Genomic DNA, 25534 nt, shown 5'->3' on the forward strand with positions numbered 1-25534 from the left:
TTTTTAAGAAATTAGAGAAGCGGAAGTCCTTTATTTTAATTTTTAAAATGAAAGATTATTAAAAAAGGAAATTTTGGCCATATTTTTTAGCAAAAAACAAATGGCATAGGTATTGTGCAATTTAGAGAACTATAATATGCCACACGTTTTCAGCGCATATTATAAGATTTCATTTTAACGATTTAAAACGAAAATGACAATTTGTCATTTTATATAAGTATGACAGAATTTGAAGATATGAGTTTAGAGGAAATGATCGGCGATGGATTTGACATTGTGGCGGAAGAGATCAATCTTTCAGACTTTTCGGAAACCGATAAGAATTCCGAACAGAGAATATTCCCTATACTTCCTGTAAGAAATATGGTCATGTTTCCCAATGTGGTAATTCCTATTACTGCCGGAAGAAAAACATCGATACAACTTCTTGAAGAGGCACAGAAACATGGTGATTTCATAGGAATCGTAAGCCAGAAAAATTCAGATCTGGAACAGCCGGGCGAGAAAGATATGTACCAGACCGGTACGCTTGCCAAGATCATCAAGATCATCAAACTTCCTGAAGGTAATATTACTGCTATCACTAAAGGTTTCCACAGATTCAAGATCAAAAAGATTGTAGAAAGCCAGCCTTATTTTAAAGCGGAAATCAGCAAACTAAAAGATTCGCAGCCGAAAAATAAGGAAGAATATGAAGCTTTGCTTGAAAATATCAAAGAATTAGCTTTGAAAATCATTGAGCTTGATCCTAATATTCCGAATGCAGCCAATTTTGCGATCAAAAACATCAATAACAATGATGATCTGTTGAATTTCATCTGTACCAATGCCAGCTTCCCTTCTCCATCAAAGCAAAAACTGCTTGAAGAGAAGAGCCTTATGGAAAGAGCCAACAAGTGCTACGAGATGATGCATGAGGACTTCAGAAAGCTGGAACTGAGAAACCAGATCCACCAGAAAACCTCAAAAGACCTTGATAAACAGCAGAGAGAATACTTCCTGAACCAGCAGATCAGAACCATCCAGGATGAGCTTGGAGGCGGTCCGGAAAGTGATGTGGAGGATCTTATCAATAAAGCAAAAGCTAAAAAATGGAGCAAAGAAGTGGAGGAACATTTCCAAAAGGAGATCAACAGGCTGCAACGCCAGAATCCCAATGCTCCGGATTACAATGTTCAGAGAAATTATCTGGATTTCTTTACGGATCTTCCGTGGGAAACCTATACAAAAGATACCTTTGATATTGCCAAAGCTGAAAAGATTTTAGACAAAGCTCATTTCGGGCTTGAAGATATCAAAAAAGAATCCTGGAACACATGGCTGTTTTGAAATTAAAAAACAACATGAAATCCCCTATCCTATTGCTTGTAGGGCCTCCGGGAGTAGGAAAAACTTCTTTAGGAAAATCCGTTGCTGATGCTTTGGGAAGAAAATATGTAAGATTATCCCTTGGTGGACTTCATGACGAAAGTGAAATCCGCGGGCACAGAAAAACGTATATTGGTGCAATGGCCGGGAGAATCCTGCAGTCTATTAAGAAATCTGGTACTTCCAATCCTGTGATTGTGCTTGATGAGATCGATAAGATCGGGCAAGGCCTTCATGGTGACCCAAGCTCCGCTCTTTTGGAAGTTCTTGATCCTGAGCAGAATAAAGCATTTTATGATAATTTCCTGGAAATGGGTTATGATTTGTCTAAAGTGATGTTTATTGCAACCGCCAATTCACTTTCCACGATCCAGACTCCTCTTCTGGACAGAACTGAGATCATTCAGATTGCCGGATATACCATGGAGGAAAAAACAGAGATCGCGAAAAGGCACCTTATAAAAAAACAGCAGGAAGAAAACGGTCTGGATAGCAAATCCTTCAAACTTGGAAATCCTGAACTTAAGCATATCATTGAAGCACACACTTCAGAAAGCGGGGTAAGAACCCTTGAAAAAAGGATTGCTTCCATTGCAAGATGGGTAGCTCTTCAGACCGCTCTCATGAAGGAATACGATCCGAAGATTACCGTTGAAAAAATAGATGAGATCCTGGGAGTTCCAAGACCGAAAAGCCTGTCTGAAATCACCGGAGTCCCTGGTGTTGTGACAGGACTTGCCTGGACAAGTGTGGGCGGAGATATTTTGTATATCGAAAGTATCCTGAGCAACGGAAAAGGCAGTCTTACAATGACCGGAAACCTGGGAACTGTGATGAAAGAATCTGCAACCATCGCCCTGGAATATATTAAGGCTAAACACGATGAACTTGGAATACCTCAGGAAGATCTGGACAAAAAGAACATTCACGTTCACGTTCCGGAAGGTGCCACACCAAAGGATGGACCTTCGGCCGGTATTGCTATGCTGACCTCCATGGTTTCATCGTTTAAGAATAAAAAGTAAAACCTCATCTTGCGATGACGGGAGAAATAACTTTAAGAGGTAAAGTATTGCCTGTAGGCGGAATCAAAGAAAAGCTTCTTGCCGCAACCAGAGCAGGAATCAAAGAAGTAATCCTGTGCGAAGCTAACAGAAAAGATGTAGAGGAGATCAAAAAAGATTATCTGAAAAACCTCACAGTGCATTATGTCAACAGAATGGAAGAGGTCATCGACTTTGCCATCGAAAAATAAAACATATCAACTCTCAATAAGGAAACGCGTCTCAGATTTTTGGGACGCGTTTTTTTATTATTAATTTCAAAAAAATGAAGGTGGCAATAGCTGTAATTATTAACAAACACATACCACACTGCCGGACTACGGCATTTATTTTGTTAAAAGAATTATGTTAATTAAACCAAAAAGACCTTTCAAATGGAAGGCTTTTCTTATTTTTATACAACAGATTTGAAAAAAATATGAATTTTCTTAGACTCCCTTTTCTTGTTAATCTCACACTTGTCGTAATTTCCATTATCGGCCTTGGATATCTTCTGGCACTCGGACAGAGTATCTTAGCTCCTTTTTTCCTGGCTTTTTTAATGGCAATGCTGTTTCTGCCTGCTGCCACTTTTATGGAAAGAAGGCTGAGATTTCCGAGATCCATCTCAACAATGACTTCAGTATTCATTATGCTGGCCATTTTATCGGGGCTTATCTATTTTTTCGGATCACAGCTTTCTGATTTCAGCAAAGACCTTCCGCATCTCAGGGTGCAGATGACCACAGTTTTTAGTGATCTGCAACACTGGATTTCGAAAACATTCAATGTAAAAATAGATGAACAGCTTGATTATATTAATCAGGGGCTCAATAAATTATTATCCTCTTCAGGGGTAATCCTAGGCTTTACTTTCGGAATATTCTCCAGCGGTTTTGGCTTCATTGTATTCTTCACGCTGTTTTTTATTTTTATTCTGAACTACAGAAGAGTTCTCAATAATTTCATTGTAACCGTTTTCAATGAAAAACATAAGGCAAGTGTACAGGAAGTAGTTACCGAAATCCGGGTGATGACGAAGAAATATATTTTCGGGCTTTGTCTGCAGGTTCTGATTGTATCCATTCTTTGCTCCATCCTCCTTACCGTTCTTGGGGTAAAATACGCCATACTTCTGGCTGTTCTTACAGGTTTACTGAATGTAATTCCTTATCTGGGAATCTGTATTTCTCTTTTAATATCATGCTTTATTGCGTTCGCAACGGGCACACCTTCCACCTGCATCTATGTAGCTATCGGATATATTGGTGTACATATTATTGACGGAAATATTGTGCTGCCGTTTGTTGTAGGCTCAAAAGTAAAGATCAATGCTTTATTTTCTTTTATCGGAATTATTTTAGGAGAGCATCTTTGGGGAATTGCAGGAATGTTTCTCTGTATTCCGGCTATTGCCATCATTAAAATTATTTTCGAGAGAGTGGATGGTTTAAAACCCTGGGGTAAACTGCTCGGTGAAGAGGAAAAACCTGATAAAAAGAAGAAAAGCTATAAGATTTCCAAGAATATTACCATTAAAGAAATGGACTGATTATTAGTAATGAGCAATAAATAATTAGTAATAAAATATAAAAGGCTGTCTCAGTTATTGAGAGCAGCCTTTAATTTTATAATGCACAGAATGGACTCATTCCGCTTGGGCATATCTGGTCGCATGGAATATAAGACTGGTTGTCCGGACAGTATCCCAGGTTATCTCCCGGATTAGTGCCGCCGCCTCCACCTCCCAGACAAGGGTCTCCCGGTGGAATTATGCAAGGACAGCCTACAGGCACAATATCACAGATGGGCTCTCTTCCGCCTCCATTAATTTTTTTAAATTTTCACGATCCAGTTTTTGAAGATTTTTCAGCATAATACTTTGTTTAGTTTGATTGGTAAAACAAATATATTAATTCATAATACAATAATACATGACATCATAGGATAAACTAAAAATATCAACAAAATTATTCACAAATAATTCAATGAATACTATTTTTATAGTACATTTGATGTAAAATCAACAATTATGAAAATCGTTAAATTTATCTTTGCCCTGCTTTTCGGTCTTATGTTTATCAATGCCGGATTAAACAAATTCTTTAATTATATGCCAATGGAAAAGCCAACGCCTGAGCAAATGAAACTTTTTGCAGCATTTGGAGAAATTCACTGGCTGATGCCTCTGGTAGGAATTGTAGAAGTTGTTGGCGGGCTATTATTTATTTTCCCAAAAACAAGAGCATTAGGAGCCATTGTCATTTTACCTGTAATGGTGGGAATTGTAGTTCATGTATTCACAATGGACAAATCTACTATGGGAATGTCCATCGCAGGAGCTCTGTTCCTGATTAATCTTTGGATGATTATTGATAACAGAGAGAAGTATAAAGCTTTAATCAGTTAAAAGATTTTAGATGACAGGTGACAGGTAGTGCAGCGCATATCACCTGATACCTGCCATCTGCAACCTGCTACCTTTTATACAAATGCACTGAATCCCGTTATTGATCTTCCTACAATCAGGGAATTGATCTCTTTTGTGCCTTCGTATGAGTAGATGGCTTCGGCATCTGCCACAAATCTTGCCACATCATATTCAAGCAGAATACCGTTACCTCCCATTACCTCTCTGGCTCTGGATACGATATCCCTGGTTCTCAAGGTACAGAAAACTTTGGCCAGTGAAGCGTGTTCATCCTTCAAAATTCCTTCATCCTGCATCTCAGACAGCCGGAAAACCATAGTCTGCATCGCAGTAAGGTTGGAAAGCATTTCCACTAGATGCCCCTGAATCATCTGGAAAGAGGCAATAGGTTTCCCAAACTGTTCCCTGGTTCTGGTATATTGCAAAGCACTTTCATAAGCACCCCTTGCACAACCGGTTGCCATCCAGGCTACTCCCGCCCTGGTCATCCGTAAAACTTTTCCGGTATCTTTAAATGAATTGGCGTTCTGCAGACGGTTTTCTTCGGTTACAAGACAGTCTTTTAAAGTAATCAGTCCGTTTTGAACGATTCTCAATGCCATTTTTCCTTTGATTTTTTCAACGGAATAGCCGGGATTATCTTTTTCTACAATAAATCCTTTTACTTCTCCGCTATCAAGATCTCTTGCCCAGATAATAACCAGGTCGGCAAATGTTGCGTTCCCGATCCATTTTTTCTGACCGTTCAGGATCCAGCCTTCCGGTGTTTTCTTACAGGTTACGGTTAAGCCTCCTGCTGCCCCGGATCCTACTTCGGGTTCTGTAAGTCCAAAAGCTCCGATTTTTTCAAATTTCTGCATCTGGGGAAGCCATTTCTGCTTCTGCTCTTCCGATCCGCAGATATAGATAGAACCCATGGCAAGCCCGGACTGTACCCCGAAAAAGGTAGCTATAGAAGCATCAATTCTTGCCATTTCCATAGCAATGACTCCTTCCATCAGAAAAGGCATTCCGGGACAGCCGTATCCTTCATAAGTTACTCCACAGATATTTAGTTTCTGGAATTTCGGAATCAGTTCAAAAGGAAATTCGTCCCTTAGCCAGTAATGATTCACCAAAGGCTTCACTTCTTTTTCCATAAAAGCTCTCACTTTTAGCTGTATTTCACGCTGTTCCGGGGTCAAAGTATGGTAGATATCATAAAAATCACCATCAATGGGAGGAAGTTCCCGCTTTTTCTTGTTGGGATCAAGCATTTTCATCATTCCGTTTAGCTGCTTATCATCAAGTTTGGAAAAATTCTGCATCAGTTTCGGCAGATCAACTTTTTGAGAAATGGCACTCAACTGATCAAAATCGATGGATCTGAATAATTCTATTGCGTTTCTGATTTTAGAAAAGGTATTTGACATAGTAATGTTTATGGGATTGGTTTGTAAAAGTTAAGCAAAAACTGCTCCGAAAACAAGTCATCTCACACCCATCTATTTTACAAAACACACATTTACAGATCATTAAAACCGAAATATTTCTTTACAAACTTTTTACGGCCGATTTTCAAACGTTACAAAAGATCCTGCCGGAACTTTGGCTTAAAGAAACCCACGAAAAATCAACACTATGAAAACGACTTACATTAAATTATCTCTGTCAGCAGTTCTTTTATTAGGAATTTATTCATGTAAAAAAGGCGAGATAGCTAATACTGAACGGGCAGATTACGGTAGTACAGATTCTGCAGCTGTAGCTGTATCAGACAGTGTATCATCCGCAGCAAGCATGACCGTAAAAGATAAACAGTTCATTAAAACAGCTGATGTGAACATGGAGGTAAAAGATGTTTACGAAGCAACAATTTCTATTGAAAAAATGGTTCAGGATCTGGGAGGATTTGTAACGCACAGCAATCTCCATAGCAACGTAATTTCGGAGGACACTTACAATACGTCCGGTGATGAAGCCATGCTGATCAAAAAATACCAGACCGAAAATGCAATGCAGGTACGGGTTCCTACAGAAAGATTAGGAGAACTCCTTACCCTGATTAATGATAAAAAACTTTTTCTGAATTTCAGGAATATCAATGCTGAAGATGTCACCTCAAACATCAGGTATGCAGAAATGGAAGGAAAAAGAATAAAAAAGACCAGTGAAAATATCGACCAGCTGAAAACCAATAAGGACAAAGTAAAGCTTGATAATGATAATATGGCAGAAGGCAACCTGCAGCAACTTGCCAACATGGATACTGCAGACAATATAAAATACAGTACTGTAGATATTTATATTAAAGAACCGAAGCTTCGCATTGCAGAAATTGCAGTAACCAATACCCGGAATATTGATCATAAATATAAATTCAATTTTATCTATGATGCTAAAAATGCTTTTGTAGAAGGATTTTACCTGATCCAAAAGATTGCTGTAGGATTGATTACCGTTTGGCCTCTTATATTAATCTTAGGCATCATATTCTACTTTTTGAGAAAAAGAAAACCGGCCCAGCCAGCACACGCAAAGACCACTGAACAATAAGCTATCCTAACCTATTGGTTATCATCATAATTTTAGATTTTACAGACCTCCTTTTTTGGGAGGTTTTTTATTTTTTTGAAAAAAAACTGTAACGTTGATAGCACCTGCCTTACCTACTGTTTAAAGAATAGAAAAAATCAAAAAACAAACCATATGAAAAACTTAGTACAATTGGGATTCGCTGCATTATTATCTTTAAATATAATAACTCTAGAGGCACAGAATAAAAATACTGAAAGCAGTACCCTTTGGGAGATCTCAGGCAACGGACTTACAAAATCTTCCTATCTTGCAGGAACCTTCCATATCATGTGCAGTCAGGATTTTGAAATAAAACCGAAAGTAATGAAAGCTCTGGAAAAATCTGATAATTTCGTGATGGAAATCAATTATACAGACCCTTCTGAAATGGCCGCCATGCAGAAAATGTTCAAGGGAGATAAGAAACTTTCGGACCAGCTTGGTTCAGAGGAAGCAAAAGAACTGGATAATATCCTTATTACCGGTTATGGGACCGATCTTAAGAAAATGGATAATTCAAGCTCACAAGGCCTGTATGCATTGATCTCAATGAAAGCCATTCCATGTCCTCAGACCGAAATAAAGATGTATGAAATAGAACTTCTTCAAAATGCCATTAAAAATAAAAAGAAAGTTTACGGTCTTGAAAAGGTTGAGGATCAGATGGCGTCCATTAGTAAAGCATATAACCTGAAAGCGGTAATCGGACAGCTGAAAATGGGAAAACATTATGAAAAATTACTCAGAGAAATGATCACAGCATTCAAAAAAGAAGATCTGCAATCCGTCTACACCCTTTTTAAAGACAATAAAATAATGAATGCAGAGCAGGAAAAAGCAATGCTGACTGACCGGAATAAAAACTGGGCAGAAAAAATGCCAGATATGATGAAAAAGAAAGCTCTTTCTTTGCTGTGGGAGGCGCCCACCTTATGGGCGAAAACGGAGTGATCCAGCTTTTGAGATCAAAAGGATACACGGTAAAGCCGGTGTCAGGCTTATAAACTAACCAAACCATGAAATTATCGTGAGCAGTCAGACTGAAACCGAATTTTTAAAGCTTGTCAACCAGCACAAAGGTATTTTATACAAGACCTCCCGTATCTATGCGGATTCGTTGGAAGACCGGGAAGATCTTCAGCAGGAAATCCTCATTCAGCTCTGGAAGTCTTACCGGAATTTCAAGGGCAACAGTGAATTTTCCACATGGATGTACCGGGTTGCCATCAATACCGCCATTACCTATCTGAAAAAGAGAAGCAGCGGACAAGCAATCAAACGGAGGTTCCCCAACATTTTGAAATCCAGAATGAAGACTACAACCCTTCAAAGGACAGGCAGCTGGAAATTTTCTACAGCGCAGTCCAGCAGCTGAAGCCCCTTGAAAAAGCAGTGATCTTCTATTTCATGGAAGGAATGTCCCACAGGGAAATTGGCGACAATTTAGGACTGAGCGAAGGAAACGCCCGTGTAAAACTGAACAGAACCAAAGAAAAAATACAGCAAATCATAAAAAAATCAGGTTATGAATTTTGATCAACTAAAAGAACAGTGGAATAATGAGGATAGTAGCAGCGTCCACATTCCCAACACCATAGAACAGCTAAAGAAAAGCAAACATCCTATTGAAAAGATCCAGAAAAGCATGAGAGCAGAATTTCCGATGCAGATTATTGCCATAATTTTCATCGCATTTTTTCCGCAGCAATTAGGATTCCCTACGTCACAATACGTAATTTATTACACTTCGTATGCCGTGATGGTGGTTATATCTTCTTACTATCTGTTTGGCTTTTATCAGTTTTATAAGCAGACTGAGCTCTATTCAGGAAATACAAAAAACAGCCTTTGGAAGATTTATCACGAACTGAAACTCAATATGGAAAGATATCAGTCTTTCGGATTTCTTCTTATCCCTCACGTTTTGATTACTTTAGGGCTGGCATTCTATAATGTAATGATAAAAAAAGGTGAATCCTTAGAAAACATTTCAGATTCTTTTCAACACACTTTGATCATAAGTGTTCTGCTGGGAACTACAGCAATGGTAGCCGGCATTGTTTTATGGACGAAATATATCTACGGAAGAAATGCCAAAAACCTTGAAAATATCCTGAACGAAACAGACGAATAATTTTCTTAACTACTTCCACTAAACAATAACCATGAAACCTCAGACTTGTTCCGGGGTTTTCTTTTTTAAAAAATTGTTATTTATATCGCTCAAATTGATCTGAGGTTTTATTTTTCCTTAAATTTGCAGATCAGAAATAAATGATATGGATTTTGAATTTTTCTGATCCGCTGTTATCTTCTGAATCAACATAATTCTAAAAATATGCTATCAAAAATAAATCCTATACATACCAACAGCTGGAAAGCTCTTGACGAACATTTTGCAGGCAACGACTTTGATATGAGAAGTCTTTTCCAGTACAATCCAAATCGTTTTAATGAATTTTCTCTAAAGAGAGATAACTTCCTTTTTGATTATTCTAAAAATCTTATCGATTCCAGAACCAAAGAGCTGTTGCTCAATCTGGCCAATGAGTGCCAGCTGAAAGATGCTATCTCCAAAATGTTTTCCGGTGATAAAATCAATGAAACGGAAGGAAGAGCTGTTTTACATACAGCTTTAAGGGATTTTTCAGATAAAGAGATCATCGTGGACGGTGAAAACATAAAGCCTCAGATCAAAAGAGTTCTTGACCATATGAAAGCTTTCTCTGAAAAAATTATTTCAGGAGAACATAAAGGTTTCAGCGGAAAAGAAATTACTGATGTGGTTAATATCGGGATCGGAGGTTCAGATCTTGGACCGGTGATGGTTGTTTCAGCTTTAAAGCATTTTAAAACAAGATTAAACGTTCATTTCGTTTCAAATGTTGACGGAAATCACATTGCTGAAACGGTTAAAACCCTTAATCCTGAAACCACACTATTCATCATTGCTTCCAAAACCTTTACCACCCAGGAAACCATGACCAATGCCAATTCGGCAAAAGACTGGTTCCTGAAAGCAGGAAAAGAAGAAGATGTGGCCAAACATTTCGTAGCCTTGTCCACTAACGTTGCAGCAGTTAAACAATTCGGAATTGCAGAAGAAAATATCTTTGAATTCTGGGACTGGGTTGGAGGAAGATACTCACTCTGGAGCGCTATCGGCCTGAGCATTGTTCTCGCAGTAGGCTATGATAATTTCGAGCAGCTTTTAAAAGGAGCCCATGATACTGACCAGCATTTTCAGACAGCAGATTTTTCTGAAAATATCCCGGTTTTAATGGGACTTTTAGGCATATGGTACCGTAATTTCTATGCTGCAACTACCTATGCAATTCTTCCTTATTCACAATACCTGGACAGGTTTGCCGCCTATCTTCAGCAGGGAGATATGGAAAGCAACGGAAAATGTGTTGACAGAAACGGTGAATTCGTCGAATATGAAACAGGCCCTATCATTTGGGGAGAACCCGGAACAAACGGACAGCATGCCTTCTACCAGCTTATCCATCAGGGAACAGAACTTATTCCTGCAGATTTTATCGCTTATGTAAAAAGCAGCAATGCAGTTTCTGATCATCAGCCGAAACTTTTAGCCAACTTTTTTGCCCAGACTGAAGCGCTTGCCTTCGGAAAATCTGAAGAAGAAGTAGAACAGGAATTAAGAAATGAAGGAAAAAGTGAGGAAGAAATCGACAGGCTTCTAAATTACAAAGTCTTTCACGGGAATACACCTACCAACTCTATATTATTCAATGAATTAACTCCTTTTTCATTAGGACAGTTAATCGCATTATACGAACATAAGATCTTCGTTCAAGGAGTGATCTGGAACATTTTCAGTTTCGACCAGTTCGGGGTGGAATTGGGGAAAGTTTTAGCCAATAAAATCCTTCCGGAACTTGAAAATGGTGAGACCATCAATTCTCACGACAGCTCTACGAACGGACTGATCAATTATTATAAAGGAAATAAATAGCAGATGTCCGCATTAAGGTCATATTATTATAAACTTCCTCCCAGTCTGAGGCTTTTGGGGAGAAAGATCTATTATTTCCCGATAGACCTCTACGACGGGCTTACCGGAAAAAGATCCAAAAACGAGCCTAAAAAAGGAGATATTTATGTGGGCGGAAGCGACTTCATTCCCCATGGTATCCGGCAGGTAAATGCCCTTAAAAAATATATCGGACTGCAAAATACGGATCGTGTTCTGGACGTGGGGTGCGGGATCGGAAGAACGGCAGTAGCCCTTACAGAAGTTCTGGACAAAGGAACCTATGACGGCTTTGACGCGGTGGAAAAAGGAATTAACTGGTGTAAAAAAACATCGGCAATAAGTACCCGAATTTTAAATTCAAGTTCACCCCGATTTACAATGACCTGTACAATACGTTCAGCCAGAAAGCAGAGAATTTTACATTTCCGTATGAGGATGCGAAGTTTGACAAAGTATTTCTGTTCTCGGTGTTTACCCATATGCAGATACCCGAGATCAAAAGATACCTTAGCGAAATCAGCAGGGTTTTAAAAAGTGAAGGCCAGTGCCTGGCCACATTTTTTCTGTATGATGAAACTAAAAGGAATTCGGCACCATGCCGTTTCCCCACCAGTATGAAGGCTACAGGCTGATGGACGATAAGGTAACCGCGGCCAATATTGCCGTAAGTATTCCTTTGCTGAATCAGATGGCTGCCGAAGCCGGATTAAAAGTAACCACCATAAAAGGAGGATTCTGGAGAACCGATGTAGAAAAGGAAGGTGCGGATGAGTTCCAGGATATTGTTGTATTCAATAAAATCTAAATAAAAGTAAAAAAGTAAAAATGGCAGAAATTCTTGACGGGCTTAAAGTGTCCAAAGAAATAAAAGCAGAGATTAAGGCTGAAGTGGAAAAAATCCTTGAAGGCAGGAAAAGAGCACCGCACCTGGTAGCTATTCTTGTAGGAAACAACGGAGCAAGCAAAGCCTATGTGAACAGCAAAGTAAAAGATTGTGAAGAAGTAGGATTCCGTTCTTCCCTTTTAAAATTTCCAAGCACTGTTTCCGAATCTGAACTGCTGGAAAAAATTGATGAGCTGAATAAATCCAAAGAGGTAGACGGTTTCATCGTTCAGCTTCCTTTACCGGATCAGATCGATCAGGAAAAAATCATTATGGCTATTGACCCAAGAAAAGACGTAGATGGTTTCCACCCTGAAAATTTCGGAAAAATGGCTTTGGAAATGGATACTTTCCTTCCTGCTACTCCTTTCGGAATTTTGACATTATTGGAAAGATATAACATTGAAACCAAAGGAAAAGACTGTGTGATTATCGGAAGAAGTAAGATCGTAGGAAGACCTATGAGCATCCTGATGGGAAGAAAAGACTTCCCGGGGAACTCTACTGTGACTTTAACACACTCTTATACCAAAGATATTGAAGAATACACTAAAAAAGCAGATATAGTTATTACCGCTTTGGGAGATCCTCACTTCTTAAAAGGAGATATGATCAAAGACGGAGCAGTAATCGTAGATGTAGGAATTACAAGGGTAGATGATGACTCACCAAAAGGCTATTACCTTGCCGGCGATGTGGATTTTGACAGCTGCGCAGCCAAAGCAAGCTGGATTACACCGGTACCGGGAGGAGTAGGCCCAATGACCAGAGCCATGCTGATGAAAAACACCATCATCGCATACAAAACTTCGGTCTATAACGACTAATTTTAAAATGAACAAAGAAGAAGATATTTTATTAAAAGAAGGTAAAATGCTCCCTGTGATGGAGCATTTTTACACTTTACAGGGAGAAGGCGCACACACCGGAAAAGCATCCTATTTCATCAGATTGGGAGGCTGCGATGTGGGATGCCACTGGTGTGATGTAAAAGAAAGCTGGGATCCCAACTTACATCCGCTGATGAATGCAGAGGAAATTGCCGAAACCGCAGCAAAACACTGTAAGACAATTGTTTTAACAGGAGGAGAACCATTGATGTGGAATCTTGATATCCTGACCGGAAAATTAAAAGAACTGGGATGTACCATCCATATTGAAACCTCAGGAGCCTATCCGATGAGCGGGCAGATCGACTGGATCACTCTTTCACCAAAAAAAACAGGACTTCCTAAAGAAGAAATCTATCAGAAAGCAAGTGAGCTTAAAGTGATCATATTCAATCAGCATGATTTTACTTTTGCACAGGAGCAGGCGGCAAAAGTTTCTGCCGGCTGTAAACTTTATATGCAGAGCGAATGGAGCAAACGCGATGAAATGTATCCAAAAATCACTGATTTTATTCTGGCCCACCCGGAATGGCAGGCTTCGGTGCAGACTCACAAGTACCTGAATATTCCGTAGGTCATTTTTTATCACAAAATGCCGGATCAGTATATTTTTTATTCATATGATTGTTTTTTTGTCTTAAATACTTAAGTAGCAGAGCAAAAGTTTATAATATTCATAGAATCACGAAATATACCGTAAAAATTATGTACATTAGCTCTTCGTATCCGTTATAACACCGATAGATGCAGAGAATTCGATACTCTAGATACCTGAAATCGATTATTATTTTGCTTGACCTTTTGGTTATTGCATCTATCTTTATATTCTTTTTTATAAGCCGGAACGAGCATTTAAAATACCATGAAGAAACCTGGTATCAGAATATTTTTTCCCTGATATTGCTGTTTTTGTTCTGGATGCTGCTGAGCGGCAGGACAAAAATTTATAATGTTCAGAGGAATCTTACCTATACCCTGTTTCTGGAACGCCTTCTCATTCATTTCCTCACTTTTATATTCGGCGTTCTGCTTATTGGGAAAGTGAGTAAAAATGTATTTTTCAATTCGGATATTTACTGGCTTTCGTTTTATCTTTTTTCTTTATTTTCCTTTCCAAATCGGTCATTTATTTTACTATAAAATATTTCCGTTCGCTGGGGATCAATTATAGAAATGTAATGTTTCTGGGAGAAACGGGATCTACAGAGATTTTAAAGACGATATTCCAGGACAGGAAGGATTACGGATACAAAATATTTGAGTATGATAAATCCGAGATCAGTCCGAATGAGCTGGTGGGCTTTTGGAAGAAAAATGGGATTCACACCCTGTTTTTATCTACAGAGAACCATTTTACTGAAAGCATAGAAACTGAGATCTTCCGCCTTGCCGAAGACAATAAAGTTCATGTCTCATTGATCCCCAGCATTACACAAAGCGATTTTTTCTGTACGATCTGGGATATATTCAGACGCAGCCGGTTCTCAGCCAGGCAAAATATCCTCTGGATTATTACTCCAATTTTCTGGTTAAGAGAAGTTTTGATATCGTTTTTTCAATTACCATATTGGTTTTAGTATGCTCGTGGCTGTTTCCCCTCATTGCTTTGTTAATAAAAACAACGTCAAAAGGGCCTGTTTTCTTTGTTCAAAAAAGGTATGGCTTCCATGAAGAAGTATTTTCATGTCTGAAATTCAGAACGATGATCGTTAATAATGAATCGGCAACAAAAACGACAGCGGAAAATGATGTGCGGATCACAAAAATCGGAAAATTCTTAAGAAAAACCAGCCTCGATGAACTTCCTCAATTCATTAATGTTCTGAAAGGCGAAATGTCTATCGTAGGTCCACGGCCTCATATGCTTGCCGTCGACAATTTTTACAAACCTAAAATCGGAAGGTACAGTTTAAGAAGCATGGTATCGCCGGGAATCACGGGACTTGCGCAGGTAAGTGGACTTCGTGGGGATTATGGTGATGTGGAGGTAGAAATGAAGAAACGTATCCTGGCAGACACCTTCTATGTAAGGAACTGGAGCTTTGTTCTGGATCTGGTTATTATTTTAAAAACCTTTTTCCTCGTTATCGGCGGCGATAAAAATGCAAAATAACGGAAACAAGGCATAAAGAAGATGATTGAGGAATCATATTTGCTTCTAAGGTTAAATAAACCTCAGGCATTCCACTGAGCCTTAACCTTAATTAAATAAAAAAGTCTAATTTAGCAGCATGTTAAAAAAGTTTTTCACAGCAGTAGGAGAATACATTATCCTTCTAGGTAAATCCTTGCAGAAGCCCCAGAAAATGAGGGTTTTTTGGAAGCTGTTCATGAGAGAAATCAATGATCTTGGGGTCAATTCTTTTGGATTAGTCATCTTTACTTCCATATTTGTGGGAGCTGTAGTCGCGATCCAGATGTTCAATAACTTTGATTCTTCCTCTTTCCCTATTCCACCTTCGTTTGTAGGATATGCTACAAAAGCGGTTTTGGTTCTGGAATTCTCACCCACCATCATCAGTCTTATCCTGGCAGGTAAAGTAGGATCATATATCGCATCAAGTATAGGAACCATGAGGGTTTCCGAGCAAATCGACGCACTGGATATTATGGGGGTGAATTCTCCCAATTTCCTGATATTTCCTAAAATCATTGCCTGCATTATTTTCAATCCCCTGCTTATTGCCATCAGTATCGTATTCGGTATCGGGGGCGGATATCTTGCAGGTGTCCTGACAGGTAACTGGACGGAGAATGACTATATTGTAGGTATCCAGATGTATATGCCGAATTTATTTGTGTATTACGCATTTATAAAAACCATAGTATTTGCTTTTATTATTGCCACAGTTCCTTCTTATTTCGGATATAATGTAAAAGGAGGATCGCTGGAAGTGGGTAGAGCCAGTACACAGGCTGTAGTGTGGACGATGGTATTTATTATCATTTCGGAATTAATTTTAACCCAATTAATATTAAGCTGATGATTGAGGTAAAAGATCTTAAGAAGAGTTTTGATGAAGTTGAAGTACTTAAGGGAATTTCAACATCATTTGATAAGGGAAAGGTAAACCTGATCATTGGGCAGAGTGGATCCGGGAAAACGGTTTTCCTGAAAAGCTTACTGAATGTGTATCAGCCTTCATCAGGAGAAATCCTTTTTGACGGAAGAGATATTAATACAATGACCAGGGACGAAAAACAGCACCTCCGTTCTGAGATCGGGACGGTATTCCAGGGTAGTGCACTTTTTGATTCCCTTACGGTGGAAGAGAACATTATGTTCCCGCTGGACATGTTTACCAACCTTACTTTCAGGGAGAAAAAGAAAAGGGTATTTGAAGTAATAGGCAGGGTACACCTTGATAAAGCAGGCAGAAAATTCCCTTCTGAAATTTCCGGGGAATGCAGAAACGGGTTGCCATTGCAAGAGCTATCGTGAACAACCCGAAGTACCTTTTCTGTGATGAACCGAATTCCGGGCTGGATCCTTATACATCCAATGTAATTGATGATCTTCTTCTCGAAATCACCAAAGAATACAACACGACAACCATCATCAACACCCACGATATGAATTCCGTGATGACCATTGGTGAGAAAATTGTGTACCTGAGGTTAGGAATTAAAGAATGGGAAGGGAATAAGGATATTCTGATTACTGCGGGCAATAAAAATCTTATTGACTTCGTTTATTCTTCAGAACTGTTTAAAGAACTGAGAGAATATTTACTTGAAAATAATAAAACGATTGAAAATACAATCACTAAAATAGATGATAATGAAAAAGGTACTTAGTATAGCATTAATCGGTTTTTCAATGTTTGCTTCCGCGCAGATTTCTCTGGCAGGAAAAGCTAACCTGATATTCCCGACAGGCTCTCCTTCCTGGAAAAACATTAAAGGAACGGTAAATGATGCCATTGAAGGAACAGGAAAGAACAATGCAGGTTTTAATGTAGGGCTTTCACTAAAAGTGGGGCTTCCGGGTTCATTATATGTAATGCCTGAATTATACTACACGCATTTCAAAAATGAATTCACTACGGAAAATACTACTTTTGATGTAAAAAGCAACCGTCTTGATATGCCCGTTTTGTTAGGCTACAATCTTTTGGGAGATATGCTTGGCGTTTTTGTAGGACCTGTTGCCAGCTATAATCTGAGCAAGGACAATACTTACAACGACTTTAAGGAAAATGCTAAAAACGATTTCACAGTAGGATACCAGTTCGGTGCTCAACTTGAAATCAAAAAGCTGATCATTAATGCCCGATATGAAGGAGCCTTCAGCAAAGACGAAAGAAACTTCATCAATAAGGTTTCCGGTTCGGAAATCAGATATGACAACAGACCTAACCTGTTCTTAGTAGGAGTAGGCTATAAGTTTAAATAATTTGAAAATAACACTATAAAAAAGCCCTCAAAGTTCTAAATTTGAGGGTTTTGATTTTTTTGAAGTTCTGCTTCGCGTCTGGCAATTTCTGCCGCCTGCTTTTCCAGCTCTTCTTTTTCTTTCTGTAATTGTTTGAATTCTCTTTTTTCTCTTCAGCCTTTATTGCACTTCCTTTACTTACATACCCTACCATTCCGCCAATAATAAGACCAATTCCCACTCCGGCCATTACTCCCATCATATGTGAGATGGTAATTCCTCCTACCGTAAAGTCAGTGGTCAGATAAAAAAGCAATGCCGAAACGGCAAGCAGTATAAGTCCGGTAATTGATAAACTTTTCATAAATATTGTGTTTAAGTGGTTATATTGAAAAAAGCCTTACCCAATTTAGTGAAAAATTAAATAAGGCTTTATACAAGATTAAATTTCTGAATAATTATATCTTCCCTCCTGCAGCTTTATAATATTCCAAAGCTTTCGGAAGGTTTTTATTGATATCTGATATCCTGGTTTCCGGATTAGGGTGGGTAGAAAGGAATTCAGGCTGTCTTGCTCCTGATGAGGCCGCTTCCATCCTGTTCCAGAAAGGGATTGCTTCTCTTGGATCGTATCCTGCCATAGACATAAGATACAGCCCCATCTGATCTGCTTCCGACTCCTGGTTTCTTCCATATTTCAACAGGGCAACCTGTGATCCGATAGGATACACTTTTTCGAAAATACCGGCCCACTGTGAATTGGAAATGGTTCCGCCCAAAATAGAGCCTCCATATTGCGCTACCATAGCCTGTGAAATTCTTTCATTACCATGTCCGGCCAAAGCGTGAGACACCTCATGCCCCATTACTACTGCAAGACCGTTATCATTTTTTGTAACCGGAAGAATTCCTGTATAAACAGCTACTTTTCCGCCAGGCATACACCAGGCATTCAACTCACTGCTTTGTATAAGATTGAATTCCCAGTTGTAATTGGCAAGATCTGCGGATCTTCCTATGCTTTGATAGTATCTTTCTGCTGCACTTTTTATTCTGCTTCCTACACTCGTTACTCTTTTTGCATCTGCAGTTCCTGTGATGATCTTAGATTTAGACAATGTCGTTTTATATTCCTGTGCAGACATCGTCAAGATTTCCGAATTATTGGCAATCTGTAATGAAGATCTGCCCGTAATCGGGTTGGTAGTACAAGCTACAGTTGAGAGGGCAACTGCTCCTATTCCTAATAGATGTGTAAATTTCATAGTTGTTTGAGTGTTAATAATTCAACATTTACAATTTTTATTCCAAAATGGTTCAGAAGGAATATATTTGCATACAATTTGCTATTTAAATTTAACAATTATTACGGTTATGAAAAAGTATATTTCACTTATATTTATTTTTGGATTTCTTTTTTATTCCAAAGCTGTTCCTCACAGGCTTCATTAGATTCCAAAACGGTTGATGCACTTGTAAGTTCCGATGAATTTACTTTTCATGCACAACATGCAAATCCTATGAACTATGATGTAATTAATGTAATGGGATCTATACAGAATGCACCGTCTACAAGAATGCTTCAGCTTGATGGCGAAAACTATACGATAGAGCTTAAAAAAATAATATGGAAGTGGTTCTTCCCTATTTCGGAAGACAGTTCAATCCTTCATACAATACCGCTGATAACAGCTACCGTTTTACCTCCAAAGATTTCACAATCAGCAAATCCCAGAACAAAAAAGGAAACTGGGTTTTAAAGATCAAACCTAATGACAGACGAAACGTTGACGAAATTATTGTAGAAGTTTTTAAAAGCGGAAAAGCATTTGTTTCTATGAGAAGTAATGACAGACAGCCTATTACGTATGACGGATATATTTCGAAAAATGAAGAATCCCCAAAAGAAAAGGATAAATTTTAGTCTTTAGACAAAAATTTTTCAACAAATAATTTTGCTTCAGTGCTGGGATTAGAAACCATTTCTGAAGCATTTTTTTTGTGCTGTATATAAGCTGCCTCTACGGAATCGCTTCTTTTCATCATGGCAAGAATATACTCCTGAACCCAATATTCAAAGCGTTTTTCTGCCTGCAGGGTACGGACTTCATTAAAGCGCCCTTTCTTCTTTTTAAGTTCTATAAACTCATCAATGCTACGGTAAATTTCTCCCAGTCCTTCATTGTGAAGCGCAGAACCTAATAGTACCGGAATTTTCCAGCCTTTTTCTTTGGGAGGAATGAAATCCAACGCCCGTTTCAGCTCCAGTCTTGTATTTTTTGCTTTCTGCAGATTGTCCTGATCCACTTTATTGATGAAGATAAGGTCCACCATTTCCATAATTCCGCGTTTGATACCCTGCAGCTCGTCTCCGCCTCCAATAATTTTCAGGAATAAAAATACATCGGTAATATCGGCTACCAGAACCTCGGATTGCCCTACTCCCACTGTCTCGATCAGGATATAATCGTAACCAGCGGCTTCGCAGATCATCATCGTTTCAAAAGTGGTGTTGGCAACGCCTCCCAGGAACCCGGAGCTCGGGGAAGGACGGATAAAGGCATTTTCTTCTTTGGCAAGTTCCTCCATCCTTGTTTTGTCTCCCAGAATACTCCCTTTGTTGATCGAGGAGCTTGGATCAATAGCCAGAACAGCTACTTTTTTACCTTTAGCAATAGCAAGTCTCCCGAAATTTTCAATGAATGTGGACTTTCCTGCGCCGGGAACCCCGGTAATTCCTATTCTTACGGAATTCCCTGTAAAAGGCATTATTTTCTTCAGAAGGTCTTCTGCCTGGGTTCTGTGCTCGGATTTTTTGCTTTCAACTAATGTAATAGCTTTCCCGATCAGGCGTTTGTTGCCTGACTGTATTCCATCGATGAGTTCTTCTGTAGAAAATTTCATTGATTCAAAAATATAAAAATAACCTTCAAACTCCCCTACAAACGGGCATTAATTTTATTTCTTCTAAATTAAAACTAAAGGCTGCTTTATCAACAGGAGAGGGAAATTCCTACATTTGTTATCAATCAAAATTTAAGAAACATGAAAAAAATATCCGCGGCTGCATTATTTACCTGCATTTTACTGGCTTCCTGTACTCCCAAAGCCTCTACAGCAGGACCTGTAGGACCAGCCGTATCTACTGCAGAGCAAATAGCACAGGGAAAAACAATCTTTGAAAATTCCTGCGCAAGATGCCATAAACTGCCGGATCCTGCATCGCATACTTCTGTACAGTGGGTCGGAATTATGAATTCAATGGCACCGAAGGCAAAACTTACGGACGAGCAGCATCAATGGGTATATGATTATATTGTTTCTGTAAAAAAATAACCAAAAAGTCAAGATATGGATATGAAAAAAGTAATTCTAAGCATGATCGCAGGTGCAGCATTCATGGTATCCTGCGGACCTAAAAGTACCGCTGTAACAGGGCCAAAGTACACTGCATCTGAAAAGCTGGTTCAGGGTAAAACCATTTTTGAAAATTCATGCGCCAAATGCCACAAACTTCCGGATCCTGCCAAGCATGATGATCAGGGATGGATTAAAACTTTAAGCAGAATGGCCCCTAAAGCTAAATTAAGCACTGATCAGCACCAGATGGTGTATGATTACCTTATTTCTGTGAATAAAAAATAGGGTTTCCAAAGTTAAAAAACAGAAAATTGAGGGTATAAGCAGCAAAAGCTTATACCTCAACTTTTTTGGGCTATTTTAAGACAATTCCCAATCCCGGTTTTCCGGACAGAATTATTTTCCCGTTCTCTACAAAACTTCCTGAGGCATAATCATTGGAGATCAGGTTGGCGCCGTCCAGATCGGCAAAATCAGTGAGTCCTGCAAGCAGGCAGGCAGCGGAGATTCCAACCGTAGATTCGGTCATACAGCCGATCATAATTTTATATTCCAGTTCTTTTGCCTTTGCGATCATTGCCAGTGCAGGGGTCAATCCGCCACATTTCATGAGCTTTATATTAACGCTTTTATAATAAGGGATTAATTCTTCCAGTGAATCTATATTCTGGCAGTCCTCATCCGCCATCCAGTTGGCAAAACCTTCCTTTTTTAAAATTTTATATTGGTCCACCGGCCGCGGCTGTTCCAGGTACGAAAACTTCTGAACTTCACTGTTTTCCTGGAGCCAGACACAGTCTTCCTCTGTGAAGCTGGCATTGGAATCTAATGCAATATTATGATTTGACCTCAACAATTTTTCAATATTGTCTTTATTCAGTCCTTTACATTTTACTTTAAATTTGTTCCAGCTGCTTTTTTCAATCTTTTTAATCTGCTCGTCCACATTTCCGACTGATATGGTGATGGAGCTTTGGACCAGATTTCCCAAAGGAATACTGTTCAGTTCAGTAAAGCTTTTATTTTCAAGTTTTCCAAATAAGTCCCAGTAGGCGCAATCTAAGGCAGAAACCAGGAACGGATGCAGATCCAGCCCTGACAGAAAACGGAAAAATTCTTCCGGATGAACGACAGATTGTTTCTCAAGTAAAGGCTGTATTTCTTTTAATCTGCTGATCAGGCTTTTCAGATCAATCTGATAATAATCTATGGCAACGCATTCGCCGTATCCTTTGCAGTTTAAATAAGATAATTCAATCAGCAGGGCTTCTCTCGTGTCATAATTTCCATAGGCAATTGAGAAAGTTTCTTTTAGCTGAAGTGTTTTTATTGTATAATTTATTCTCATATCCTAGCTAATCCAATTCTGAAGCGCTTTAACTTCAACCCATTTTCCATTGATCTTTTTATAAACGACTGTATATCCGCTTCCATTTAAATAGCCACAGGAAGTTGAGCTTTGCACAATACACATTGTTTTATCTTTATTAAAGAAAGGCACTGAGAAACTTCGAATGCAGGTACTTCCAAATTTTTTATTAAACTCAGTCCAAAAATCACTTTTTCTATTTTCATCCAGTTTATGAAGCTCTTCATCAGTTACATACCGCAGTTTTTCGTGAATTTTAGTTTTATCAAGTCTAAAATCAGCTACTATTTTTTCCTGATTTTTATAGTAGGCAGAATCATTTTTCGAAAAAACCGAGTCATATTCCAGAACAAATCCCAACGGTCTGGGCTCATCATTATTTTCATCCTTATTAAGATAAACTGTTCTTAATGTACTAACAAGGATGTAAGAGTTCTTTTCAAATGATAAACTATCGTTATCAATTAATTGATTTAAAACTTCATATCTTAAATTAAGGTCTTGATCTTTTGGTTTAACCGTCAGTTTTGAATCATTTTTTTTGCATGAAATAATGATCAGCAGGAAGAAGATAATATAGGGCTTCATAAGTTAAAGCTACAAAAAAAGAGACCAAAAATGGTCTCTTCCACGATTTTATACCTCATTAATTTATCTTACAATGAGTTTTTCAGTCTGAATTTTTTCACCCTGCTTGATGTGAACCATATACACTCCTTTTTGGAATCCTTTGGTAGAAATTGCTTTCTTGGATTGAGGATCTCTGGCATCTGAAAAGACTAATTTTCCGGACATATCAAACATTTTTATCTGTACATCCTGAGAAGACCCATCTAAATTCCCAACAAAGAATTCATCATAGGTCGGGTTTGGAAATACAATAAATTTATGATCTGCTGTTTTCACATCCTGAGTAGATAATGCCGCATTACATTCCGCTGGAACAGTAAAATCTTCCACCTGATCATTGGCGGTTGCCTTAACTCCTGCTGAAGCATTAACGCCAAGTCCTCTTTTCGCAAATGTTTTCCAGATCATACATTTGTCAAGCCCTCCGTTTCCTACGGCATCTGCCTGAAGTATGGCATCTCTCCCATCAATGAATGTAGGGCTGCAGGCCTGTAACTTAAGACCGTCCACAACCAGCTGCAGAACTTTTGCATTTCCGGAAGTTGTGCTTGCCAGTACATCACTGTTATATCCATATTTTTCTACGTATTTCCACGTTAAATCCCAAAGCATGGTCGCCCATATAAATCCTATGGCATGAGGACCTGAAACGGTATTTGTTCTTCCATAGGTATAATTATTGATCCCAAAATCAGGAGAATATTTGGCAAGCCTGATTCCGCCTCCAGTTGTTGGCTGGTCTGCCGAATAGGTTGACATTCCTCTGGCCAAAGCTGAAGTATCGCCCGGTCTTGTCGTAAGCATTAATGCAAAGAAATCGGACCATCCTTCACCCATCTGTTCTGCACTGTTGGTTGTAGAAAGACAGCTGTATCCCTGCCCTGTTAACCTGTTTGAAATACCATGTCCATATTCATGGGCTATGATACCGTTATCAAGGCTGGAATGTTTGAATCCATTGAAATCATTTCCTAATGTCAAATTGATCGTATTTCCATTTCCAAGCTCCGTCACCATATACAATCCTTCTGTTTTTCCGATGTTGATGGCAGGAATGTTCACCTGGCTTCCTGAAGCTCCTGCTCCCATGCTGACAGGGGTATCCGTAGAAGGCCTGTAAACGATGGCGCCTATTGCCCCGGCATTCTGTGCATTCAATACTTTAAGTCCATATTCACAGGTTACACTTGTTATCACTGCAATTTTACCGGTAAGGCTTCCGGCTGCAGGTGGGGTACAGGCATCTGCAGGTACTGAAACAGCAAGATCGCCTGTCACAGTCTGCCCATCAAACAAAAGAGGTCCGAAAGATGCGCTTCCGGTCATTACTTTTGGTCTGCTTACCGCTGTTGAAGGGGAATTATACTGATATCTGGAGATAGGATCTGCAGTAGTCTGCGCCCTGTCCCAAAGATACATCTGCATCCTTGGAGCCTGAAGATAGGTTACACCTGATATGATGGTTTCATATCCCGAACTGAAATTGGCATTGTTCAGGCCGCTTCCATCAAAAGCTTCAGCATTTACAGCATCATTCCCCATTCCCCCGTTCCCGAAGTTGTTGGTCTGATAATTTCTTGCCGACTCTGTAAACCCGAATTTATAAAAGACGTCATGCATCTTATTATTCATATAGAACAAATTGGTGATGGCAGCATCTCTATGGGTAAAAGGATTGATGTACCTCCCTTCTGCATACGGGAAATCGAAATTTAAAGTAGCTCCGCCACTTGGTGAATAACCTGCAGTATTGGAATTTGTCTGATCCGAATAGGCATAAACATTATTTCCTCTGGTATTGGTGTAATTATTGGTTCCGTCAGAATGCCATCCCTGCGGAGATACCGTTATATCCCATGGATTATTAATAATTGCACGGGGTCCAAATGTAGGTGCTTCCACAGGAAGCGGAAAAACATTATAAGAAGCATTAGTGGGCACCAAAAGATTGCCTGACAAAGGCTGATTCATTGCCCCTGCAACTGTTTCTTCTGATACCAGATACTGCTCTGCATTTATTTCCGAACCATGATCCGAACTATCTGTATGAGTAAAATTGCAGTCCAGGGTTAAATTATCTTTCGTAAGAATTTCGCCTGTCTCTGCATCAGCAATGACATGCCATACATCGGATGATTTCTTATCTGAAACAAATAATTCTTTAGCCAAAACATAGACTCCGTTTTTTTCAAAATATACATCAGGAAGATAATCTACCTTGGAAATTTCATTCAGATTCAGTTTTTGCTTAAGAAGATCTTCTGAGAAGCGTTCTTTAGCTTTTCCCTGGCTGGCAACAGAAATATTCTTTTTAAAATCATTTTTTTCGGAGATCACCTTATTTTCTTTGATCATCACTTTTCCCAGAGCATTATACACTCTAAGCCCGTCAAAGGTCTGCTGAACATTTACGATATTTACGCCCAGACTTTTAGAAGGATCTTCATTCAGAATAATGACGCCGGCTTTACTGCTGGTGCCATTTTTCTGGGCTAGCTGCCCGCTTTTCTGATAATAATCCTGAATAAGCCGGTCCGAATTTTGTGCATTTATTTTGCCAAAAGCAAAGAACACGGCCACCGACACCGGCCATAAAAATAATTTTTTATCCATAACGTTGTTTTTCCCG

Annotated in this window: 25 protein-coding genes and 4 pseudogenes; 21 read left to right on the plus strand and 8 right to left on the minus strand. The window is 39.0% G+C overall.

What is annotated here, in order from left to right:
- Positions 1 to 219: 219 nt before the first annotated feature.
- Positions 220 to 2623 (plus strand): annotated as a pseudogene (gene lon / locus N4G44_RS00660) (endopeptidase La).
- Between the two features lie 227 nt (positions 2624 to 2850).
- On the plus strand, positions 2851 to 3963 hold the full coding sequence (locus tag N4G44_RS00665; protein ID WP_474924221.1) for an AI-2E family transporter: 1113 nt from the start codon (positions 2851 to 2853) through the stop codon (positions 3961 to 3963).
- A 76-nt stretch (positions 3964 to 4039) separates the two neighbouring features.
- On the opposite strand, the gene N4G44_RS00670 is transcribed toward N4G44_RS00665, so the two are convergent.
- On the minus strand, positions 4040 to 4207 hold the full coding sequence (locus N4G44_RS00670; protein ID WP_474924222.1) for a hypothetical protein: 168 nt from the start codon (positions 4205 to 4207) through the stop codon (positions 4040 to 4042).
- Between the two features lie 236 nt (positions 4208 to 4443).
- Here N4G44_RS00670 and N4G44_RS00675 point away from each other — a divergent pair, with 236 nt between their 5' ends.
- Positions 4444 to 4821 carry a DoxX family protein gene (locus N4G44_RS00675; RefSeq protein WP_474924223.1) on the plus strand — a complete coding sequence of 126 codons (378 nt, stop codon included), beginning with the start codon at positions 4444 to 4446 and terminating at the stop codon, positions 4819 to 4821.
- A gap of 74 nt (positions 4822 to 4895) precedes the next feature.
- Here N4G44_RS00675 and N4G44_RS00680 read toward each other — a convergent pair whose 3' ends face one another.
- The gene (locus N4G44_RS00680) at positions 4896 to 6254 is read right to left on the minus strand and encodes an acyl-CoA dehydrogenase family protein (RefSeq protein ID WP_073065936.1); all 1359 of its coding nucleotides are present in this window, start codon (positions 6252 to 6254) and stop codon (positions 4896 to 4898) included.
- A gap of 208 nt (positions 6255 to 6462) precedes the next feature.
- On the opposite strand from N4G44_RS00680, the gene N4G44_RS00685 reads away from it, so the two are divergent.
- From N4G44_RS00685 to N4G44_RS00755, 15 genes and pseudogenes are all read left to right on the plus strand, one after another.
- Positions 6463 to 7377, plus strand: coding sequence for a DUF4349 domain-containing protein (locus N4G44_RS00685; RefSeq protein WP_474924224.1), 915 nt, complete (start codon positions 6463 to 6465; stop codon positions 7375 to 7377).
- Between the two features lie 153 nt (positions 7378 to 7530).
- Positions 7531 to 8402, plus strand: a pseudogene (locus N4G44_RS00690) (TraB/GumN family protein).
- A 23-nt stretch (positions 8403 to 8425) separates the two neighbouring features.
- A pseudogene (locus N4G44_RS00695) lies at positions 8426 to 8934 on the plus strand (RNA polymerase sigma factor).
- Positions 8924 to 9532, plus strand: coding sequence for a hypothetical protein (locus tag N4G44_RS00700; protein ID WP_474924225.1), 609 nt, complete (start codon positions 8924 to 8926; stop codon positions 9530 to 9532). The pseudogene N4G44_RS00695 and the gene N4G44_RS00700 overlap by 11 nt, the downstream one beginning before the upstream one ends.
- Before the next feature lie 204 nt (positions 9533 to 9736).
- Positions 9737 to 11377 carry a glucose-6-phosphate isomerase gene (pgi, locus tag N4G44_RS00705; RefSeq protein ID WP_474924226.1) on the plus strand — a complete coding sequence of 547 codons (1641 nt, stop codon included), beginning with the start codon at positions 9737 to 9739 and terminating at the stop codon, positions 11375 to 11377.
- 3 nt (positions 11378 to 11380) lie between these two features.
- Positions 11381 to 11929 carry a hypothetical protein gene (locus N4G44_RS00710; protein WP_474924227.1) on the plus strand — a complete coding sequence of 183 codons (549 nt, stop codon included), beginning with the start codon at positions 11381 to 11383 and terminating at the stop codon, positions 11927 to 11929.
- Positions 11857 to 12030: a hypothetical protein gene (locus N4G44_RS00715; protein ID WP_474925004.1), complete on the plus strand. Its 174-nt coding sequence runs from the start codon at positions 11857 to 11859 to the stop codon at positions 12028 to 12030. Before N4G44_RS00710 ends, N4G44_RS00715 begins: the two co-directional genes overlap by 73 nt.
- Positions 11994 to 12203, plus strand: a complete 210-nt coding sequence (locus tag N4G44_RS00720) for a hypothetical protein (protein ID WP_474924228.1) — start codon at positions 11994 to 11996, stop codon at positions 12201 to 12203. Before N4G44_RS00715 ends, N4G44_RS00720 begins: the two co-directional genes overlap by 37 nt.
- A 20-nt stretch (positions 12204 to 12223) precedes the next feature.
- Positions 12224 to 13108, plus strand: a complete 885-nt coding sequence (locus N4G44_RS00725; RefSeq protein WP_040999522.1) for a bifunctional 5,10-methylenetetrahydrofolate dehydrogenase/5,10-methenyltetrahydrofolate cyclohydrolase — start codon at positions 12224 to 12226, stop codon at positions 13106 to 13108.
- Positions 13109 to 13115: 7 nt separating this feature from the next.
- On the plus strand, positions 13116 to 13745 hold the full coding sequence (locus tag N4G44_RS00730; RefSeq protein WP_343612422.1) for a 7-carboxy-7-deazaguanine synthase QueE: 630 nt from the start codon (positions 13116 to 13118) through the stop codon (positions 13743 to 13745).
- Positions 13746 to 14349: 604 nt separating this feature from the next.
- Entirely contained in the window at positions 14350 to 14748 is a 399-nt protein-coding gene (locus N4G44_RS00735; RefSeq protein WP_474924229.1) for a hypothetical protein, read from the plus strand.
- Entirely contained in the window at positions 14739 to 15284 is a 546-nt protein-coding gene (locus N4G44_RS00740) for a sugar transferase (RefSeq protein ID WP_474924230.1), read from the plus strand. Before N4G44_RS00735 ends, N4G44_RS00740 begins: the two co-directional genes overlap by 10 nt.
- Positions 15285 to 15402: 118 nt before the next feature.
- Entirely contained in the window at positions 15403 to 16155 is a 753-nt protein-coding gene (locus N4G44_RS00745; RefSeq protein WP_040999526.1) for an MlaE family ABC transporter permease, read from the plus strand.
- A pseudogene (locus N4G44_RS00750) lies at positions 16155 to 16969 on the plus strand (ABC transporter ATP-binding protein). The gene N4G44_RS00745 and the pseudogene N4G44_RS00750 overlap by 1 nt, the downstream one beginning before the upstream one ends.
- Positions 16953 to 17567: an outer membrane beta-barrel protein gene (locus tag N4G44_RS00755; RefSeq protein WP_474924231.1), complete on the plus strand. Its 615-nt coding sequence runs from the start codon at positions 16953 to 16955 to the stop codon at positions 17565 to 17567. Before N4G44_RS00750 ends, N4G44_RS00755 begins: the two are co-directional and overlap by 17 nt.
- Positions 17568 to 17580: 13 nt before the next feature.
- Here the strand turns inward: N4G44_RS00755 and N4G44_RS00760 are convergent, their stop codons facing one another.
- Positions 17581 to 17910 carry a hypothetical protein gene (locus N4G44_RS00760; protein WP_474924232.1) on the minus strand — a complete coding sequence of 110 codons (330 nt, stop codon included), beginning with the start codon at positions 17908 to 17910 and terminating at the stop codon, positions 17581 to 17583.
- 94 nt (positions 17911 to 18004) lie between these two features.
- A complete protein-coding gene (locus tag N4G44_RS00765) occupies positions 18005 to 18811 on the minus strand; it encodes a M48 family metallopeptidase (RefSeq protein WP_474924233.1) in 807 nt (268 codons plus the stop codon).
- A 362-nt stretch (positions 18812 to 19173) separates the two neighbouring features.
- Here N4G44_RS00765 and N4G44_RS00770 point away from each other — a divergent pair, with 362 nt between their 5' ends.
- Positions 19174 to 19470 (plus strand): DUF4251 domain-containing protein, encoded by a 297-nt coding sequence (locus N4G44_RS00770; RefSeq protein ID WP_474924234.1) that lies wholly within the window; start codon positions 19174 to 19176, stop codon positions 19468 to 19470.
- On the opposite strand, the gene meaB is transcribed toward N4G44_RS00770, so the two are convergent.
- Positions 19467 to 20450 (minus strand): methylmalonyl Co-A mutase-associated GTPase MeaB, encoded by a 984-nt coding sequence (meaB, locus tag N4G44_RS00775; protein WP_474924235.1) that lies wholly within the window; start codon positions 20448 to 20450, stop codon positions 19467 to 19469. The two genes, N4G44_RS00770 and meaB, sit on opposite strands and share 4 nt — an antisense overlap.
- Before the next feature lie 141 nt (positions 20451 to 20591).
- Between meaB and N4G44_RS00780 the strand changes: the two genes are divergently transcribed.
- Both N4G44_RS00780 and N4G44_RS00785 read left to right on the plus strand, forming a co-directional pair.
- A complete protein-coding gene (locus N4G44_RS00780; protein WP_474924236.1) occupies positions 20592 to 20882 on the plus strand; it encodes a c-type cytochrome in 291 nt (96 codons plus the stop codon).
- Between the two features lie 21 nt (positions 20883 to 20903).
- On the plus strand, positions 20904 to 21191 hold the full coding sequence (locus N4G44_RS00785; RefSeq protein WP_040999647.1) for a c-type cytochrome: 288 nt from the start codon (positions 20904 to 20906) through the stop codon (positions 21189 to 21191).
- 70 nt (positions 21192 to 21261) lie between these two features.
- On the opposite strand, the gene N4G44_RS00790 is transcribed toward N4G44_RS00785, so the two are convergent.
- The 3 genes from N4G44_RS00790 to N4G44_RS00800 form a co-directional block, all read right to left on the minus strand.
- The gene (locus N4G44_RS00790) at positions 21262 to 22254 is read right to left on the minus strand and encodes an enolase C-terminal domain-like protein (RefSeq protein ID WP_474924237.1); all 993 of its coding nucleotides are present in this window, start codon (positions 22252 to 22254) and stop codon (positions 21262 to 21264) included.
- Between the two features lie 3 nt (positions 22255 to 22257).
- Positions 22258 to 22863 carry a hypothetical protein gene (locus tag N4G44_RS00795; RefSeq protein WP_474924238.1) on the minus strand — a complete coding sequence of 202 codons (606 nt, stop codon included), beginning with the start codon at positions 22861 to 22863 and terminating at the stop codon, positions 22258 to 22260.
- 63 nt (positions 22864 to 22926) lie between these two features.
- Complete coding sequence (locus tag N4G44_RS00800; RefSeq protein WP_474924239.1) at positions 22927 to 25518, minus strand: T9SS-dependent M36 family metallopeptidase; 2592 nt, start codon at positions 25516 to 25518, stop codon at positions 22927 to 22929.
- Positions 25519 to 25534: the final 16 nt, after the last annotated feature.

Source organism: Chryseobacterium sp. GTID13, assembly GCF_056172655.1.

Bases quoted from the DNA above. Each gene is read 5' to 3' on its own strand.
- N4G44_RS00665 (WP_474924221.1), top strand. From the start codon at position 2,851: ATGAATTTTCTTAGACTCCCTTTTCTTGTTAATCTCACACTTGTCGTA.
- N4G44_RS00675 (WP_474924223.1), top strand. From the start codon at position 4,444: ATGAAAATCGTTAAATTTATCTTTGCCCTGCTTTTCGGTCTTATGTTT.
- N4G44_RS00680 (WP_073065936.1), bottom strand. From the start codon at position 6,254: ATGTCAAATACCTTTTCTAAAATCAGAAACGCAATAGAATTATTCAGA.
- N4G44_RS00685 (WP_474924224.1), top strand. From the start codon at position 6,463: ATGAAAACGACTTACATTAAATTATCTCTGTCAGCAGTTCTTTTATTA.
- N4G44_RS00700 (WP_474924225.1), top strand. From the start codon at position 8,924: ATGAATTTTGATCAACTAAAAGAACAGTGGAATAATGAGGATAGTAGC.
- pgi (WP_474924226.1), top strand. From the start codon at position 9,737: ATGCTATCAAAAATAAATCCTATACATACCAACAGCTGGAAAGCTCTT.
- N4G44_RS00710 (WP_474924227.1), top strand. From the start codon at position 11,381: ATGTCCGCATTAAGGTCATATTATTATAAACTTCCTCCCAGTCTGAGG.
- N4G44_RS00720 (WP_474924228.1), top strand. From the start codon at position 11,994: ATGCCGTTTCCCCACCAGTATGAAGGCTACAGGCTGATGGACGATAAG.
- N4G44_RS00725 (WP_040999522.1), top strand. From the start codon at position 12,224: ATGGCAGAAATTCTTGACGGGCTTAAAGTGTCCAAAGAAATAAAAGCA.
- N4G44_RS00730 (WP_343612422.1), top strand. From the start codon at position 13,116: ATGAACAAAGAAGAAGATATTTTATTAAAAGAAGGTAAAATGCTCCCT.
- N4G44_RS00735 (WP_474924229.1), top strand. From the start codon at position 14,350: ATGTTTCTGGGAGAAACGGGATCTACAGAGATTTTAAAGACGATATTC.
- N4G44_RS00745 (WP_040999526.1), top strand. From the start codon at position 15,403: ATGTTAAAAAAGTTTTTCACAGCAGTAGGAGAATACATTATCCTTCTA.
- N4G44_RS00755 (WP_474924231.1), top strand. From the start codon at position 16,953: ATGAAAAAGGTACTTAGTATAGCATTAATCGGTTTTTCAATGTTTGCT.
- N4G44_RS00760 (WP_474924232.1), bottom strand. From the start codon at position 17,910: ATGAAAAGTTTATCAATTACCGGACTTATACTGCTTGCCGTTTCGGCA.
- N4G44_RS00765 (WP_474924233.1), bottom strand. From the start codon at position 18,811: ATGAAATTTACACATCTATTAGGAATAGGAGCAGTTGCCCTCTCAACT.
- N4G44_RS00770 (WP_474924234.1), top strand. From the start codon at position 19,174: ATGGAAGTGGTTCTTCCCTATTTCGGAAGACAGTTCAATCCTTCATAC.
- meaB (WP_474924235.1), bottom strand. From the start codon at position 20,450: ATGAAATTTTCTACAGAAGAACTCATCGATGGAATACAGTCAGGCAAC.
- N4G44_RS00780 (WP_474924236.1), top strand. From the start codon at position 20,592: ATGAAAAAAATATCCGCGGCTGCATTATTTACCTGCATTTTACTGGCT.
- N4G44_RS00785 (WP_040999647.1), top strand. From the start codon at position 20,904: ATGAAAAAAGTAATTCTAAGCATGATCGCAGGTGCAGCATTCATGGTA.
- N4G44_RS00790 (WP_474924237.1), bottom strand. From the start codon at position 22,254: ATGAGAATAAATTATACAATAAAAACACTTCAGCTAAAAGAAACTTTC.
- N4G44_RS00795 (WP_474924238.1), bottom strand. From the start codon at position 22,863: ATGAAGCCCTATATTATCTTCTTCCTGCTGATCATTATTTCATGCAAA.
- N4G44_RS00800 (WP_474924239.1), bottom strand. From the start codon at position 25,518: ATGGATAAAAAATTATTTTTATGGCCGGTGTCGGTGGCCGTGTTCTTT.